The sequence below is a fragment of the Mycolicibacterium celeriflavum genome (genome assembly GCF_010731795.1).
GTDB classification, from domain to species: Bacteria; Actinomycetota; Actinomycetes; order Mycobacteriales; family Mycobacteriaceae; genus Mycobacterium; species Mycobacterium celeriflavum.
On the sequence record NZ_AP022591.1, the window covers coordinates 1,166,624 to 1,182,867 of the forward strand.

Genomic DNA, 16,244 nt, shown 5'->3' on the forward strand with positions numbered 1-16,244 from the left:
GAGCATGTACGCCATCGAAGTCGCCGAGACCGGCGGACCCGAAGTCCTCACCTACGTCGAGAAGCCGCAACCCGCGCCGGGTCCCGGCGAAGTGTTGATCAAGGCGGAGGCAATCGGAGTCAACTTCCTCGACACCTACTTCCGGTCCGGGCAGTATCCAAGGGAGACGCCGTTCATCGTCGGCAACGAGGTGTGCGGCACCGTCGAAGCGGTCGGCGATGGCGTCGCCGCGCTGAAGGTCGGCGACCGCGTCGTCACCGCGCAGGCCAACGGCGCCTATGCCGAATACAGCGTTGCCCCAGCAGATTTCGTTGCTTACGTGCCGGACGGCGTGAGTCCCGAGGCGGCCGCCGCCGCACTGCTCAAGGGCATGACAGCGCACTACTTGATCAAGTCGCTGTACCCCGTGCAGCAGGGCGACTCGGTGCTGGTGCACGCGGGAGCGGGCGGCGTGGGCCTCATCCTCACGCAGTGGGCGACCAGCATGGCGGTGCGCGTCATCGCCACGGTCTCGACGCCGGAGAAGGCCGAGTTGTCGCGTCAGGCCGGCGCCGTGGAAGTGCTCGACTATCCGGACGACCCGGCGGAGTTCGGCGCCACGATCAAGGAGATGACCGACGGCGGTGTCGCAGCCGTGTACGACGGCGTGGGGGCGGCCACGTTCGAAGCCAGTCTCGCCAGCCTGGCGGTGCGGGGCACGCTGGCACTGTTCGGCGCCTCCAGCGGACCGGTCCCCCCGTTCGATCCGCAACGCCTCAACGCGGCGGGCTCGCTGTTCTTGACCCGGCCCACGCTGGTGCACTACACCCGAACCGCCGACGAATTCGCCTGGCGGGCAGGCGAACTGCTCGACGCGATCGCCGCGGGCACGCTCACTATCACGGTCAGCGAGCGCTACCGCCTTGAAGACGCAGAGCAGGCGCACCGCGATCTGCAGGGCCGCAAGACGGTCGGATCTGTGGTGTTGCTGCCGTAGCGGTCAGAACAGCGTCGGAAGCGCCAGAGCCGAGTCGATCGCCAGTGCGCAGAAGACCACGGCGAGGTAGTTGTTGGACTGAAGGAACAGCCGCAACGGTTTGACGGGTTCGCCGCGACGCACGCCGTTGTAGAGCTGGTGTGCCATCACCAGGAACCACGCCCCGGCCAGCAGCGCGACCACGGCGTACAACCAGCCGGTCGCGGGCGTCAGCGCGAGGGTCGCGGCCACCGTCAGCCATGTGTAGATCACGATCTGCTTGGTGACCTGTCGCTCGGTGGCCACCGCGGGCAGCATCGGAACGCCGGCCGCGCGGTAGTCCTCCTTGTAGCGCATGGCCAGCGCCCAGGTGTGCGGGGGCGTCCAGAAGAAGATGATCGCGAACATCGCCAACGCCGGCCAGGCGATCGTCCCGGTGACCGCCGACCAGCCGATCATCACCGGCATGCAACCCGCGGCGCCGCCCCACACCACGTTCTGGGAGGTGCGGCGCTTGAGCAACAGTGTGTAGACGAGGACGTAGAACGCGATCGTCGCGCCCGCGAGGTGGGCCGACAGCATGTTCGTCGTCCACCACAGCCAGAAGAAGGACGCGACGGACAGCGCGAGCCCGAACACCAGCGCGTGGCTGCGCGGAACCGTGGCGCGGGCCAGCGGTCTACGCTCGGTGCGCTTCATGACCTTGTCGATGTCGGCGTCGGCCACGCAGTTCAGCGCGTTGGCGCCCGCCGCCGCCAGCAGCCCGCCGACCAGCGTGTTCAGGATCAGCAGCGGGTCGACGTTGCCGCGGTGGGCCAACAGCATCGCCGGGATCGTGGTGACCAGGAGCAGTTCGATGACCCGCGGTTTCGTCAACGAGACGTAGCCCAGGAGTTTCTCGCGGATTCGCGTCCGGAACCGCTGCGGCGGCGACATCCGATCAGGCGCCCCGTCGGCGAGGTGGCCTTCGCGAACGCTCACGCAGTTACTCCTGTCGAAATGGTCGAAGCGCGGGGCTTCTACTACAGACGATGGTAGACCGCACCGCAACGGCGGCCTAATCGTCCCCCAGCAGCCTGCATCGGATGACCATCCCGCACTAGGGTGTTTAAGCGAGCAGCTGAAAAGAGCTCAACGCCGACCAGGAGTGCGCCTGTGACCACGCTCGAAGAAATCTCCGCGCTGACCCGTCCGAACCACCCCGACGACTGGACCGATGTGGACACGTTGGCGGTCGACACCGTCCGGGTGCTGGCGGCGGATGCGGTACAGAAGGTGGGCAACGGCCACCCGGGCACCGCGATGAGCCTGGCGCCGCTGGCCTACACGCTCTTCCAGCGTCAGATGCGCCACGACCCCAGCGACGTGCACTGGCTCGGCAGGGACCGCTTCGTGCTGTCCGCCGGGCACTCCAGCCTGACGCTCTACATCCAGCTGTACCTCGGGGGCTTCGGTCTCGAGCTCTCCGACATCGAGTCCCTGCGGACCTGGAAGTCGAAGACTCCGGGACATCCGGAGTTCCGCCACACCAAGGGCGTGGAGATCACCACCGGACCGCTGGGCCAGGGTCTGGCCTCGGCGGTGGGGATGGCAATGGCCTCGCGCTACGAGCGCGGCTTGTTCGACCCCGACATCCCGTGGGGAGAGAGCCCGTTCGACCACTACATCTATGTGATCGCCTCCGACGGCGACATCGAAGAGGGCATCACCAGTGAGGCGTCCTCGCTGGCCGGCACCCAGCAGCTGGGCAACCTGATCGTCTTCTACGACCAGAACCAGATTTCGATCGAACACGACACCAACATCGCGCTGTCCGAGGACGTCGCGGCTCGCTACCGAGCCTACGGCTGGCACGTGCAGGAGGTCGAGGGCGGCGAGAACGTGGTCGGCATAGAGGAAGCCATCGAGGCCGCGCGCAAAGTCACCGACAAGCCGTCGTTCATCGCGCTGCGGACGATCATCGGCTATCCGGCGCCCAACAAGATGAACACCGGCAGCGCGCACGGGTCGGCGCTCGGCGACGACGAGGTCGCCGCGACCAAGAAGATCCTCGGCTTCGACCCGGACAAGACGTTCGAGGTGCGGCCGGAGGTCATCGAGCACACCCGCAAGCTGGTGGAGCGCGGGAAGGAAGCACATGCCAAGTGGGAAACCGGTTTCGACGCCTGGGCGGAGCGCGAGCCCGATCGCAAGGCGCTGCTGGACCGGCTGCTGGCACAGGAGCTGCCCGACGGTTGGGACTCCGACCTGACCCACTGGGAGCCAGGCTCCAAGCCGTTGGCCACCCGAGCCGCATTCGGTCAGGTGCTCAACGACGTCGCGCCGAAGCTGCCCGAGCTGTGGGGCGGTTCGGCGGACCTCGCCGGCAGCAACAACACGACGATCAAGGGCGTCAAATCGTTTGGCCCGCCGTCGATTTCAACTGACGACTTCGCGGCGGACTGGTACGGACGGGTGCTGCATTTCGGCGTTCGAGAGCATGCGATGGGCGCGATCCTGTCCGGTATCGTGCTGCACGGCCCCACCCGTGCGTTCGGCGGCACCTTCCTGCAGTTCTCCGACTACATGCGCGCGGCGGTGCGGCTGGCGTCGCTGATGGACATCGACACCATCTACATCTGGACGCACGATTCGATCGGCCTCGGCGAAGACGGACCGACTCACCAGCCGATCGAACACCTCGCGGCACTGCGGGCGATTCCGAACCTGTCGGTGGTCCGGCCCGGTGACCCCAATGAAACCGCCTACGCGTGGCGCAGCATCCTGGCCCGCGGCAACGGCAGCGGTCCCGTCGGTTTCATCCTCACGCGCCAGGGCGTTCCCGTGCTGGAGGGCACGGACGCCGACGGTGTGGCCCGCGGGGGTTATGTGCTCGGCGGCGGCAACCCGGCCGACGACGCCGACGTGATCATCATTGCGACCGGTTCGGAACTGCAGCTGGCGGTGGAAGCCCGCAAGCTGTTGGCGGAGAAGGACATCTCCGCCTACGTGGTGTCGATGCCATGCGTGGAGTGGTTCGAATCGCAACCGCAGGAGTACCGCGATTCGGTGCTGCCGCCGACCGTTTCGGCGCGTGTCGCGGTCGAGGCGGCCGTCGCACAGAGTTGGTACAAGCTCGTCGGCGACACCGGGGAGATCGTCTCCATCGAGCACTACGGCGAGTCCGCCGACGCCAAGACGTTGTTCCGCGAGTTCGGCTTCACCCCCGAGGCCGTGGTAGCAGCCGCGGAGCGCTCCATAGACAACTAGCAATCGAAAGGCACAGCAATGGCTCAGAATCCGAATCTCGCAGCCTTGTCCAACGCCGGCGTGTCGGTGTGGCTCGACGACCTGTCGCGCGACCGACTGCAAACGGGAAACCTGCAGGAGCTCATCGACACCCGCAGTGTGGTAGGGGTGACGACGAACCCGTCGATCTTCCAGGCCGCGCTGTCGAAGGGCACGGCGTACGACGCGCAGGTCAAGGAACTGGCCGAGCGCGGCGCCGACGTGGACGCCACGGTGCGCACGGTCACCACCGACGACGTGCGCAACGCCTGTGACGTGCTGGCCAAGCAGTACGAACTGTCTGAGGGCGTCGACGGCCGGGTGTCGATCGAGGTCGACCCGCGGGTCGCGCACGACACGGACAAGACGATCCTGCAGGCGATCGAGCTGTGGAAGATCGTCGATCGGCCCAACCTGCTGATCAAGATTCCCGCCACGATGGCGGGTCTGCCCGCGATCACGGCGGTGATCGCAGAAGGCATTTCGGTCAACGTGACGCTCATCTTCTCCGTCGAGCGCCACCGGCTGGTGATGGACGCGTATCTGGCGGGTTTGGAGAAGGCCAAGGAGGCCGGGCACGACCTGTCCAAGATCCATTCCGTCGCTTCGTTCTTCGTGTCCCGGGTGGACACCGAGATCGACAAGCGGCTCGACAAGATCGGGTCTGAAGACGCGCTGGGATTGCGCGGCAAGGCCGGGGTGGCCAACGCGCGGCTCGCTTACGCGGCCTACGAAGAGGTTTTCGTCGGCGGCTCGCGCTACGAGGCGTTGAAGGCCGACGGCGCCCGTGTCCAGCGTCCGCTGTGGGCATCGACCGGCGTGAAGAACCCGGACTACTCCGACACGCTGTATGTCACCGAGCTGGTCGCCCCGAACACGGTGAACACCATGCCGGAGAAGACGATCGACGCGGTCGCCGACCACGGCGTGGTCACCGGCGACACCGTGACCGGTACGGCCGACGAATCACAGGCGCTGTTCGACGAGCTTTCGTCGGTCGGAATCGACCTGCCCGACGTGTTCCGGCTGCTCGAAGACGAAGGCGTGGAGAAATTCGAGAAGTCGTGGCTCGAGTTGCTCGAGGCGACGCAGGATCAGCTCGACGCCAGCAAGAAATGACCGGCTGGGTCAATCCGCTGCGCGACAAGCGCGACAAGCGGATGCCGCGCATCGCAGGGCCGTGCGGCATCGTGATCTTCGGTGTCACCGGCGATCTGTCGCGCAAGAAGCTGATGCCCGCGATCTACGACCTCGCGAACCGCGGCCTGCTGCCGGCTTCGTTCTCGCTCGTCGGATTCGCCCGACGGGACTGGGCGGACGAGGACTTCGGTCAGGTCGTCTACGAGGCGGTCAAGAAGCACGCCCGCACGCCGTTCCGCCAGGAGGTGTGGGACCGGCTCGCCGAGGGTTTCCGGTTCGTTCAGGGCACCTTCGACGACGACGCGGCGTTCGCCCGACTCGCCGAGACGCTCGAGAAACTCGATGCCGAGCGCGGGACGGGCGGCAACCACGCGTTCTACCTGTCCATTCCGCCCAAGGCGTTCCAACAAGTCTGCGAGCAGCTGCAGAAGTCCGGGCTGGCCCGGCCGCAGGAGGGCCGCTGGAGCCGGGTGGTGATCGAGAAGCCGTTCGGCCACGACCTGCAGAGCGCCCGCGAACTCAACGCGGTGGTCAACAGCGTGTTCCCCGAGGAGTCGGTGTTCCGCATTGACCACTACCTCGGCAAGGAGACCGTCCAGAACATCCTCGCGCTGCGTTTCGCCAACGAGTTCTACGAGCCCATCTGGAACAACAACTACGTCGACAGCGTGCAGATCACGATGGCCGAGGACATCGGGCTCGGCGGTCGCGCAGGGTATTACGACGGGGTCGGGGCGGCGCGCGACGTCATCCAGAACCATCTGCTGCAACTGCTGGCTCTAACCGCGATGGAGGAGCCGGCCAGCTTCGGGCCGCACGAACTGCAGGCCGAGAAGATCAAGGTACTTTCCGCCACGCAAGCCGTTCAGCCTTTCGATCAGACGACGGCGCGAGGACAGTACGCGGCGGGTTGGCAGGGCAGTGAGAAAGTGGTCGGCCTGCTCGAGGAGGAAGGCTTCTCGAAGGATTCGACGACCGAGACGTACGCGGCCATCATGCTGGACGTCGACACCAGGCGGTGGGCCGGTGTGCCGTTCTTCTTGCGCACCGGAAAGCGGTTGGGCCGCAGGGTGACCGAGATCGCGCTGATCTTCAAGCGGGCGCCGCATCTGCCGTTCGACAAGACCATGACCGAGGAGCTGGGCCAGAACGCGTTGGTGATCCGGGTACAGCCCGACGAGGGGATCACCACCCGGTTCGGCTCGAAGGTGCCGGGCACCGCCATGGAGGTCCGAGACGTCAACATGGACTTCTCTTACGGTTCGGCGTTCGCGGAGGACTCCCCCGAGGCCTACGAAAGACTCATCCTCGACGTGCTGTTCGGCGAGCCATCGCTGTTCCCCGTGAACAGGGAGGTCGAATTGTCCTGGGAAATCCTCGATCCGGTCCTGGACTACTGGGCGACACACGGCAAACCCGAGGCGTACGAGGCAGGCACCTGGGGGCCGGCGTCGGCCGACGAGATGTTGCATCGGGTCGGCCGGGAATGGAGGCGGCCGTGATTGTCGATCTGCCGGATACCACGACCAACGACATCAACAAGAAGATCACCGGCCTGCGCGAAGAGGGCGGTGCGATCACGTTGAGCCGCGTCCTCACCTTGGTGATCTCACTGGATTCCGATGATCTGCTGGAAGATTCGATCGAGGCGGCCAACTTCGCCAGCCGTGAGCATCCCTGCCGCGTGATCGTCGTCGTGCCAGGCGACCGGGGCGACGCGGAATCCCGGCTCGATGCACAGCTGCGCGTCGGCGGTGACGCCGGCGCGGGTGAAGTCGTCGCGCTGCGTTTGCACGGCGAGCTCGCCGACCATCCTTCCAGCGTGGTGCTGCCGTTCCTGCTTCCCGACACCCCGGTCGTGGCCTGGTGGCCGGCGGGCGGGCCGGATGTTCCGGCGAAGGATCCGTTGGGGCGGTTGGCGATTCGACGGATCACCAACGCGACGCAGTGCGGAGATCCGATGGCCGCGATCAAGGGTCGGCTGGAGGGCTACACCGCGGGCGACACCGACCTGGCCTGGGCGCGCATCACGTACTGGCGCGCGCTGCTGGCGGCCGCGGTCGATCAGGAACCCCACGAGCCGATCACGTCGGCGCTGGTGTCAGGCTTGCGAGAAGAACCGTCCCTCGATGTCCTGGCGGGCTGGCTGGCCGCCAGAATCGACGGTCCGGTGCAGCGAGAGGTCGGCGAGCTGAAAGTGGAACTGGTGCGCGGCGGCGAGACGATCACGCTGAGGCGGCCTCAGAAGGGTGTCACCGCGACGCTGAGCCGCACCAGCCGACCGGAAGCGCGAATTCCGTTGGCCCGCCGCGAGACCAAGGAATGCCTCGCCGAGGACCTGCGCAGACTCGATGCCGACGAGATCTATCACGAAGCCCTGCAGGGCATCGAGAAGGTGCAGTACGCATGAGCCCGACCATCGAGCGGTATCCGGACGCGGCAGCACTGGTGGCCGCCGCAGGCGATCGGCTTGTCGCCGCTATCGTCGACGCGATCGACAAGCGGGGCATGGCGCACATCGTTTTGACCGGTGGTGGCACCGGCATAAACCTGTTGAAACGCGTCGCCGAGCACAGCGACGGCATCGACTGGGCGAAGGTCCATCTCTACTGGGGCGATGACCGCTTCGTGCCCGAGGACGACGACGAGCGCAACTACAAGCAGACCCGCGAGGCGCTGCTGGACCGGGTGGACATCCCGAACGACAACGTGCACCCGATGGCCGCCAGCGGCGCGCAGTTCGGCGATGACCTAGACGCCGCCGCCGCCGACTACGCGCGCGTGCTGGCCGCCAACGCCGACGACGGCGAGCCGACGCCCGACTTCGACGTGCACCTGCTGGGCATGGGCGGTGAGGGACACGTCAATTCGCTGTTCCCCCATACCTCTGCGGTCCGCGAGACGGAGCGGCTCGTCGTCGGCGTCGTCGACTCGCCCAAGCCGCCACCGCGTCGAATCACGTTGACGTTGCCTGCGGTTCGACGGTCACGGGAGGTGTGGCTGGTTGTCTCCGGCGAGGGAAAGGCCGACGCCGTCGCAGCTGCGGTCGGCGGTGCGGACGCCGACGACGTGCCGGCGGCGGGTGCGGCGGGCCGTGAAGCGACCGTCTGGCTGCTCGACGAGGCGGCCGCAAGCAAGCTCTGATTCCCATCCGTCGAATCTCAAACTGCTGTGCGTGTTTCACCATCTGCTGAAGACGTTTTGGTGCGGCGCTGACGGGTGGTCCGATCGCCAAGGTGCAGACGGTACGGTCGTGTGGACGGCGCCCAATGGGCAGACCTACACCACCACTCCAGGTGGTGCTGAGTTCTTCGAACAGCTGGGACGACCCACCGGCGAGGTCTTGCCGGCGCCGCCTACGTGTGGGCCGCTCGACATTCATCGCGGTGCGATGATGCCCATACGTAGACGCACCCGCGCCGAAGACAAGGCCTACCGCATCGCTCTGGAACGACAACACAACGCCGCGCGCCTCCGTCGCATCCAACTTCTGCTCGCCGAGAGGCTTTCCCGGGACGACGAACCACCGCCGTTCTGACATACCGTCACCCGTGAGAGTCCGTCCGAATGTCGCGGCAACCGTCACGGAATCCAGCGTCGTAGTCGACGCTTCCGATCATCGGTTTCGACGGCGGCGTGATGCTGCGCGGATCTACCGCGCATTGCCGCGACGTGGTTTCTCGTTGGCTCACACCTATTCAGACGCAGGGTTCTGCCCAGCGGTTCCACGGCGGCGGTCATACTGATCGTCATGGCAGACAAAGGTGGCAGGCCGGTGCGCACGGGGCCGGAACGGATCAGGAAGCTCGCGCAGGCGGCGCTCAACGCCGACGTCACCGTCGAACAGGTCGACACGATCCTGGAGGGGCTGAGCGAAACCCTAGAGGACCTGAACAGTTCCACCGCCAACCTCGATACCACGCTCGAGCGGTTCAACGAGACGATCAACCAGATCAACCAGCTCGCCCCGCGGCTCAACGCGGTGGTGGACCGCATGGAGGGCATAGTCGACCGGGTCGAGCGAATCGTCGGCCTCGGTGAATCGGTGATCTCGCCGCTGGCCGCCACCGAGCAGGCGGTGAGAGGAGCCGTGAACAAGGTGCGCAAGTCGGCCGGTCTCTAACGGGCTGCCGGCCGGTGAGTTCGTGCGCTTCACGCACGGTAATGTTCAGACGAAATCGGAACCGCCGTCTACGTTGACGGTGGCTCCGGTGACGTAGCCATTACGGCGCGACGCCAGATAGGCGGTGATGGAGGCGATCTCCTCCGGCAGACCCGCGCGGCCGAGATCGCACGGTTGACCGAAATTGTTGTCGATCCAGGTCATCACGTCGGTGGGATCTGCGGCGTCCAGACCGTCGGCGGCGAGGATGTCTTTGAGCACTTCGGTGAAGCTAGCCGTGACTATGGTGCCCGGGCAGATGCAGTTCACCAGAATTCCGTCTTTGGCAAGGCTTTTCGACAGATTCTTGGTGATACTGCTCAAGGCCGCCTTCGAGGCGGTATAGGCGACAATGCGCGGGTTCTGGCGCTGTATCGAGTGGGCGGACAGCGTGACGATTCTGGCCCATTCCGCCGCTCGCAACATCGGTAGCGCCGCACGGATCGAACGCACGCCGGACATGGTCCCCAGCTTGAACGTTTCGTCCCATTGAGAGTCCGTCATCTCCTCGAAATATCCGTCGCCGGGGCCGATGGTGTGAACCAAACTGTTGACTGCACCCCACCGCTTCCCAACGATGTCGAAGCCGGCGACGATCGATTGCGCGTCGGACATGTCGACGCTGATCCCGATCGCGTCAGGCGAACCGGCGGCACGAAGAGTTTGTACCGTGTCATCGAGGGCTGCTGCGCCTCTGGCCATCACAGCGACTTTGGCGCCTTCTTCGGCCAGCGTCGTGGCGATGGCGAGTCCCATCCCCTTACTGCCACCCGTCACGACAGCGGTCGATCCTGCGAGTCCCAAGTCCATTGCTTCACCCTCCGCCGGAGAACGTGATGCCGAGTCCGCGCATGCAGAACCGCATCACCTGTTCGCGTACATGACGCCGATCGCACTCACCAGTGGCCCACTGCCGTTCGACATTCGCCCAGATCACGCCGTGGATCGAGAGGGCATCCGCGGTCGGGGCGGCATCGGGGAACAGGCCCAGAGCGCGTCCTGTTTCGAGTTGTTCGATCAGCGGTTTGAGGATCTCGCGGTACGCGTCACCGATCAACTGGGGTGCCGCGAACATCTGCGTCTGCGCCTCCAACGACATCTGCCGCAAGTCCGATCGGATCCGGTCGTTGAACGCCATGTCCAGGCGGCCGTCGATCCAGGCCACCACCGCCTCGGCCGGCGACGACGCGCCGGCCATTTTGCGCTTCAGCCTGCGGGTCTCCGATCGCGCCATCCGAAGGAAAGCAGCAGACACCAAGGCGTCTTTTGAGTCGAAATGTCGGTAGAACGCGCGGGTACTGAGCGCAGAGCGCTCGAGCACATGCGAGACGTTGACCGCCCCGACCCCCTCGGTGCGGATGATGTCGATGGCCGCGCTGACAAGCGCGTCGCGGATCGCGGGATCAGGGTCCAGCTTCTTGCGCCTTCGCTTGGCGACGGTATCCCTCATGCGGTGGCGTCGTAGGCAGCAAGGTATTCACCGAAGGACTCACGCACCTGACCGGTCGTGAGCCCGTAGTCAGCGAGGTCGTAGATGTGCTCTCCCCGCGAACCCGGTCGGTGCTCATCCGCCCATTGCCGTACCCGGCGGCGGGCCTCTTCGGTGAAGGCGAGATCGAGGTGGCGGTAGCAGTCGTCGAGGGTACCGATCGGATCGGCGTTGAGGTCGGCAAACGACACGTCGACGAAGCGGTCGTCGCCGAGTCGCTTGCGGAAATCCATCGCTCGCCGAACACCTTCGGACCAGCATTCCAGTTGCTCGGCGCCCAATTCGACAGGGTCGTCACGATCGCTGCTCCAACTGCGGACGTATTGGATCAGGCTGCACACCGACGCCAGCACCTTGGCCGGATCACGATGGCTCCACAGGAATTTCGCGTTGGGGTAAGCCTCGACAAGCGCATCGAGTGCGAACATGTGCACTGGCGTGCGCAGATGCCACAGGGTCGGCGGGCAGTGCCACTGAAGGAGCTTGAGCACCTGCCGGTGGAAGAGGTAGGTCTCGCGCATGTCGCAGTGGAGCAACCATCGAAGGTAAGCCGGGACCCGAACCACACCGTCGAAGTGGAAGGTTCGAAAACTCATGCCCATCAAGTCCTGGCATTCGGTCGCGGCCTGCGGTTCGGAATTCATCATCGACCTCATGCGGGGGAACATGCTGTTCATCATCGCGATCCCCTCTGCGGCCTGGGCAATTCGCGGATCTTCGTGCTGCGTGGCGGCCTCCGGTGGCGGCGTGCACGCTTGTGACTCCCACAGCCTCAGCGACCGGAACTGGGGATCGCTGGCCACGAGTTGGCTCAATGCCGTGGTGCCGGTGCGCGGTAGTCCGATCACGAAGACGGGTCCTCCGATGACCTCATCGTCGATCTCCGGATGCTGCTTGTAGGTCTCGATGATTCGCAGCCGCTGGATGAGCGCGTTGCTGATCGTCGCGTGCTGGATGACGCGACCCATGTCGTTCAGATCAGCCTCGGTGTTCAAGGCCTCGACGGTGCGTTCGAGGCCCTCGCGATAATAGGAGGACCCGAAGTCGCTCAGACCGATGGCGGCGCGGGCACCGTCTTCGAGTTCTTCCACCGTGAACGTCATGCGGAGAATCTCCTGTGAACCGCACGCCGACGTGCCGCGACCGTGGCTGCTCGCTGTTCGGCGGAGACCATCGCCGTATCGGCAGGAAGTACTGACGGCACATCGGTGACCTTCACCACGCGAGTGGCCGGCGTGGGGGCCGTCGCCGTTCGCACACACCGCAAGATCATGGCGCCGTTGCTGTGTCCCGCTGTATCAAGCCAATTGGCGACGCCGGGATCGCGTGAGCTGATCACTACACGCACCAGCCCATCGCTGTCGACCGTAGCCTGATGCGCATTGAGACTGGATTGATGACGGCCGTAGTGGATGGTCTCCCACCACTGATTTCCCAGCGAAAAACTCCAATAGATGCCGTCGGGAGGCTCGACCTCGAGGATCAACGCCTCATCGGGTTCGAGTTCGTAGCGCCCGATGACCGGACGGTTCTCCGCAGCGGCACCGATCTCGGTGCGGTCGATGGCCGGCATGAAGCCGTTGCGCGGCGGACCGGCGTTGAACTCCAGGAAGAATCGTACGTTTTCGTGAACGAAGTCACCCAGAGCCCGGATCTGTTGTGCCACAGCTATATCGGATATCGACACCCGGTGGTGCCGATTGATTTCATCGCCGATGCGTTCGATCTGCAGCGAAGACGGCTCTTCCGCGTCCCAGTCGTAGAAGAAATGTCGCACCACCAACGTCGGATTCTCGCCCTCGAGGCGAAGCCAGTTTCCCACCTGCTCGTCAGCCGACAGCACCACTTCGAAGTCACCGTCCGGACCGACCTCGAGGTCGTCGACCAGGCAGTTGGCGGTCGATGCGATCCCGTTCATGGTCTGCAGTCCGACGTATCGGGCTGTGCCCCGGTTACCGAAGAGTCGGTACGTTTCACCGCCTTGCAGGGTGGCACGCAGGTAAATGCAGTCGGGGCATTCCATACCCCAGGTGAGAATGTCGTCGGTACTTGTACGGGACACCGCGAGAAGCGGGTCGGGATCGGCCCGCAGTGCCTCGTCGATTCCGACCGCCAGTAGCACCAACAGGTGCCTCATACCCGACGCGTAGTCGACGCGGTTGCCGTTGGTTGCGTTGGATGCGACGAGGCTTCCGACTGCGGTCAACTGGTCCAGCAGATGCGACCACGCGGCCTGCATATCGGAATCGCCGTTGGTGGAGAACGCCGCCTCGGCGACGGAGAACGGCAGCCACGCCATCGGGTTTCGGCTGGTCACGACAGTTTCTCCGCTCATCGAAACGCACGCTTAACTGAAAATCATATTTTCAATTAATGTGCTCCGACTGTTACACGTCTCCGCCAGAGTGTCAATGGATCTGGATGATCTGAACTATCCGCTGTTGCGCAGTGCGGTGGCCAACCCGCTCATCGTGAGAAGGATCCCCCGCTGGACGAGTTCGTCGTCGTCGCCGGAACGGTAGCGGCGCAACAGCTCGACCTGAAGGTGGTTCAACGGTTCCAGGTACGGGAAGCGGTTGAACACCGAACGTGCCAGCGCGGGGTTGTCCGCCAGCAGGTCGTCCTGGCCGGTGATGAGCTTGTGCATCCGGATCGTGCGGGCGTGCTCGGCCGCGATCTTGTCGAAGACCCGGCGCCGCAACTCCTCGTCGTCGACGAGTTCGGAATAACGGGCCGCCAAACCCAGATCGGACTTCGCCAACACCTGCGCCATGTTCGACAGCACAGTGCGGAAGAACGGCCATCGCCGGTACAAGTCCTGCAGGACTTCGACACGAGCTTCCTTCTCCGGGCCCTCACCCACATACTCCTCGAACGCCGAACCGGTGCCGTACCAGCCGGGCAGCATGACCCGCGATTGGCTCCATGCCAACACCCATGGAATCGCCCGTAGGTCGGAAATCGAGGTCGTGGGCTTGCGCGACGACGGCCGGCTGCCGATGTTGAGTGCGCCGATCTCGCTGACCGGCGTCGATGCCTTGAAGTAGTCGACGAAACCCGGTGTCTCGTGGACCAATTCGGCGTACGCCCGTTGCGCACGTCCGGCGAGGTCGTCGAGCACCTCATAGGCGGGCCCCGCTGCGTCGCCGAGGCCTTCAACGTCGAGCAGTGTGGCCTCCAGGGTGGCGGCCACCAGTGTCTCGAGGTTGCGGTGCGCGATCTGCGGTTCGGCGTACTTGGCGGCGATGACCTCACCTTGTTCGGTGATACGTAGCGATCCGTTCACCGCTCCCGGCGGCTGCGCCAGAATGGCGTCGTAGCTCGGCCCTCCACCGCGGCCGACCGTGCCGCCGCGTCCGTGGAAGAGGCGCAACCGGATTCCGGTCTTGCGTGCGGATTCGACCAGGTCGAGTTCGGCTCGGTACAGCGCCCAGTTCGCCGCCAGATAGCCGCCGTCCTTGTTGGAGTCGGAGTAGCCGAGCATCACTTCCTGGCTGTCGTCACGCGCGGACACGATCGATCGGTACACCGGAAGGTCAAGCGCCGCTTCGAGGATCGACGATCCACGTTGCAGATCGTCGATGGTCTCGAACAGCGGCACGATGCCCACTGGGGCGTATGGCTTTTCAGCCGACACGTCCAGCAGGCCGGCTTCCTTGAGGAGAATGGCAGCCTCCAGCATGTCCGAAACCGACTCGCACATCGAGATGATGTAGTTCGGCACCGCCAGCGGCCCGAACACTCGTACTGCCCGCGCGGCCGCCACCACGATGTCGAGTTCTTTGCGGGCCAGTTCGGACAGGGCGGCCCCCTCGTTGACCAGCGGTCGCCGCGTCGCCAGCTCCCCTGCCAGCAATTGCACCCGCTCCGCCTCAGCCAGCGATCGGTAGTCCGGGTGCACACCGGCCCAGGCGAGAAGCTCGGCGATGACCTCCTCGTGCACTTCGGAGTTCTGCCGCATGTCCAGGCCGCACAGGTGAAAACCGAAGGTGTGCACCGCTTCTCGCAGCCGCGCCAGCCGATCATCGGCCAGCACTGCGCTTCCGTTGGCGCGCAGCGAATCATCGACAATATCCAGGTCGGCTAGCAGTTCGGTGGACGTCTGGTAGCGCTCGAGACCCAGGTCGAGTTCGTGTTCCGGCTGCTGGTCCAGGATCTCCTTGGCGGTTGACGTGAGGCGGGCGTGGATCACGCGCAGCGCTCGCCGGTAGGGTTCGTCGGCCCGCGCAGGCTCGTCGCACCGGGCGGCCAGCGCGGCGAGGTCGTCGCTGATCCGGACCAACCGCCCCGACATCGACAACTCCTCTTCCAGCGCGGTGATCTCGGCGAAATAGTGGTCCAGCGCCCTGTACGCGGCGTTGGAGGTGGCAAGGCGAACCACCTCGGCGGTGACGTTCGGATTGCCGTCGCGATCGCCGCCGATCCACGACCCGGGCCGCACGATCGGCTCGACGAGTAGTCCCGCGTCGGGCCAGCGAGCCTGTAGTTCCGCGCGCACGTCGGCATTCACCTGAGGGATGACTTCGAAGAACGCCGCCGGGTAGTACCGCAGACCGGTCTCGATTTCGTCTTGAATCTTCAACCGCGACAACCGAACCAGCGCGGTCTGCCACAGCGTGAGGATGTGGCGGCGCAATTCGTGCTCGATGTCGCGACCGTCGTCGGTGCGAACGTGGCCGTGCAGCCGCAGCCGCATCAGTTCGGTGATGCGGTGTTGCGTGTCGAAGATCGTGCGACGCCGGGTCTCGGTCGGATGCGCGGTGATCACCGGCGACACCAACGCCCCCGCAAGCGCCTCGGCGACGGCGCCCGGCTTCAAATCGACCGAGTCGAGTTTGGCGTAGGTGGCGGCCAGGCTGCTGTCCTGTGGGGGCTCGCCCGCCTCCACGTGCACGGCCCGGCGACGTTCCCGGTGAATGTCCTCGGCGACGTTGGCCAGTAGCGCGAAGTGGGTGAAGGCGCGGATGATGGGGATCGCCTGGCGGATCTCGATGCCGTCGAACATGTCGGCGAGCTCCCCGCGGTCGATCTCCGAGCGGCGCACCCGAAACGACTCGACGCGGGCGCGCTCGACGAGGTCGAACACCTGCTCGCCGTTCTGCTCGCGCACGGTGTCGCCGAGTATCGCGCCGAGCAGCCGGATGTCCTCGCGCATCGGCTCGGTGGCGTCGCGGCCCACCCGGGTGCGCTTCACGGCGCCGATCGGTTCCAGTCCGGCGACTTCAGCCATT

Annotated in this window: 14 protein-coding genes; 8 read left to right on the forward strand and 6 right to left on the reverse strand. The window is 65.3% G+C overall.

What is annotated here, in order from left to right:
• The first annotated feature begins 4 nt into the window (after positions 1-4).
• Positions 5-976 carry a quinone oxidoreductase family protein gene (locus tag G6N18_RS05555; RefSeq protein ID WP_083001577.1) on the forward strand — a complete coding sequence of 324 codons (972 nt, stop codon included), beginning with the start codon at positions 5-7 and terminating at the stop codon, positions 974-976.
• Positions 977-979: 3 nt separating this feature from the next.
• Here G6N18_RS05555 and G6N18_RS05560 read toward each other — a convergent pair whose 3' ends face one another.
• Positions 980-1,936, reverse strand: a complete 957-nt coding sequence (locus G6N18_RS05560) for a heme o synthase (RefSeq protein ID WP_083001575.1) — start codon at positions 1,934-1,936, stop codon at positions 980-982.
• 174 nt (positions 1,937-2,110) lie between these two features.
• Between G6N18_RS05560 and tkt the strand changes: the two genes are divergently transcribed.
• The 7 genes from tkt (at position 2,111) to G6N18_RS05595 (ending at position 9,485) form a co-directional block, all read left to right on the forward strand.
• Positions 2,111-4,204 (forward strand): transketolase, encoded by a 2,094-nt coding sequence (gene tkt / locus G6N18_RS05565; RefSeq protein WP_083001574.1) that lies wholly within the window; start codon positions 2,111-2,113, stop codon positions 4,202-4,204.
• Between the two features lie 18 nt (positions 4,205-4,222).
• On the forward strand, positions 4,223-5,341 hold the full coding sequence (tal, locus tag G6N18_RS05570; protein WP_083001572.1) for a transaldolase: 1,119 nt from the start codon (positions 4,223-4,225) through the stop codon (positions 5,339-5,341).
• Complete coding sequence (zwf, locus tag G6N18_RS05575) at positions 5,338-6,864, forward strand: glucose-6-phosphate dehydrogenase (protein WP_083001570.1); 1,527 nt, start codon at positions 5,338-5,340, stop codon at positions 6,862-6,864. Before tal ends, zwf begins: the two co-directional genes overlap by 4 nt.
• Entirely contained in the window at positions 6,861-7,772 is a 912-nt protein-coding gene (gene opcA, locus G6N18_RS05580) for a glucose-6-phosphate dehydrogenase assembly protein OpcA (protein ID WP_067223888.1), read from the forward strand. Before zwf ends, opcA begins: the two co-directional genes overlap by 4 nt.
• A complete protein-coding gene (pgl, locus tag G6N18_RS05585) occupies positions 7,769-8,506 on the forward strand; it encodes a 6-phosphogluconolactonase (RefSeq protein ID WP_083001568.1) in 738 nt (245 codons plus the stop codon). The genes opcA and pgl overlap by 4 nt, the downstream gene beginning before the upstream one ends.
• 250 nt (positions 8,507-8,756) lie before the next feature.
• Positions 8,757-8,900 (forward strand): hypothetical protein, encoded by a 144-nt coding sequence (locus G6N18_RS24495; RefSeq protein WP_234806144.1) that lies wholly within the window; start codon positions 8,757-8,759, stop codon positions 8,898-8,900.
• Between the two features lie 213 nt (positions 8,901-9,113).
• Positions 9,114-9,485, forward strand: coding sequence for an ATPase (locus G6N18_RS05595; protein WP_067223752.1), 372 nt, complete (start codon positions 9,114-9,116; stop codon positions 9,483-9,485).
• Positions 9,486-9,530: 45 nt separating this feature from the next.
• Here the strand turns inward: G6N18_RS05595 and G6N18_RS05600 are convergent, their stop codons facing one another.
• From G6N18_RS05600 to ppc, 5 genes are all read right to left on the reverse strand, one after another.
• Complete coding sequence (locus G6N18_RS05600) at positions 9,531-10,334, reverse strand: SDR family NAD(P)-dependent oxidoreductase (protein ID WP_067223755.1); 804 nt, start codon at positions 10,332-10,334, stop codon at positions 9,531-9,533.
• Positions 10,335-10,338: 4 nt separating this feature from the next.
• Positions 10,339-10,974, reverse strand: a complete 636-nt coding sequence (locus tag G6N18_RS05605; RefSeq protein WP_083001566.1) for a TetR/AcrR family transcriptional regulator — start codon at positions 10,972-10,974, stop codon at positions 10,339-10,341.
• Complete coding sequence (locus G6N18_RS05610; protein WP_083001564.1) at positions 10,971-12,116, reverse strand: sulfotransferase family protein; 1,146 nt, start codon at positions 12,114-12,116, stop codon at positions 10,971-10,973. The genes G6N18_RS05605 and G6N18_RS05610 overlap by 4 nt, the downstream gene beginning before the upstream one ends.
• Positions 12,113-13,348: a DUF1214 domain-containing protein gene (locus tag G6N18_RS05615; protein WP_234806143.1), complete on the reverse strand. Its 1,236-nt coding sequence runs from the start codon at positions 13,346-13,348 to the stop codon at positions 12,113-12,115. Before G6N18_RS05615 ends, G6N18_RS05610 begins: the two co-directional genes overlap by 4 nt.
• A gap of 96 nt (positions 13,349-13,444) precedes the next feature.
• Positions 13,445-16,243, reverse strand: a complete 2,799-nt coding sequence (gene ppc, locus G6N18_RS05620; protein ID WP_083001560.1) for a phosphoenolpyruvate carboxylase — start codon at positions 16,241-16,243, stop codon at positions 13,445-13,447.
• Between the last annotated feature and the right edge of the window lies 1 nt (position 16,244).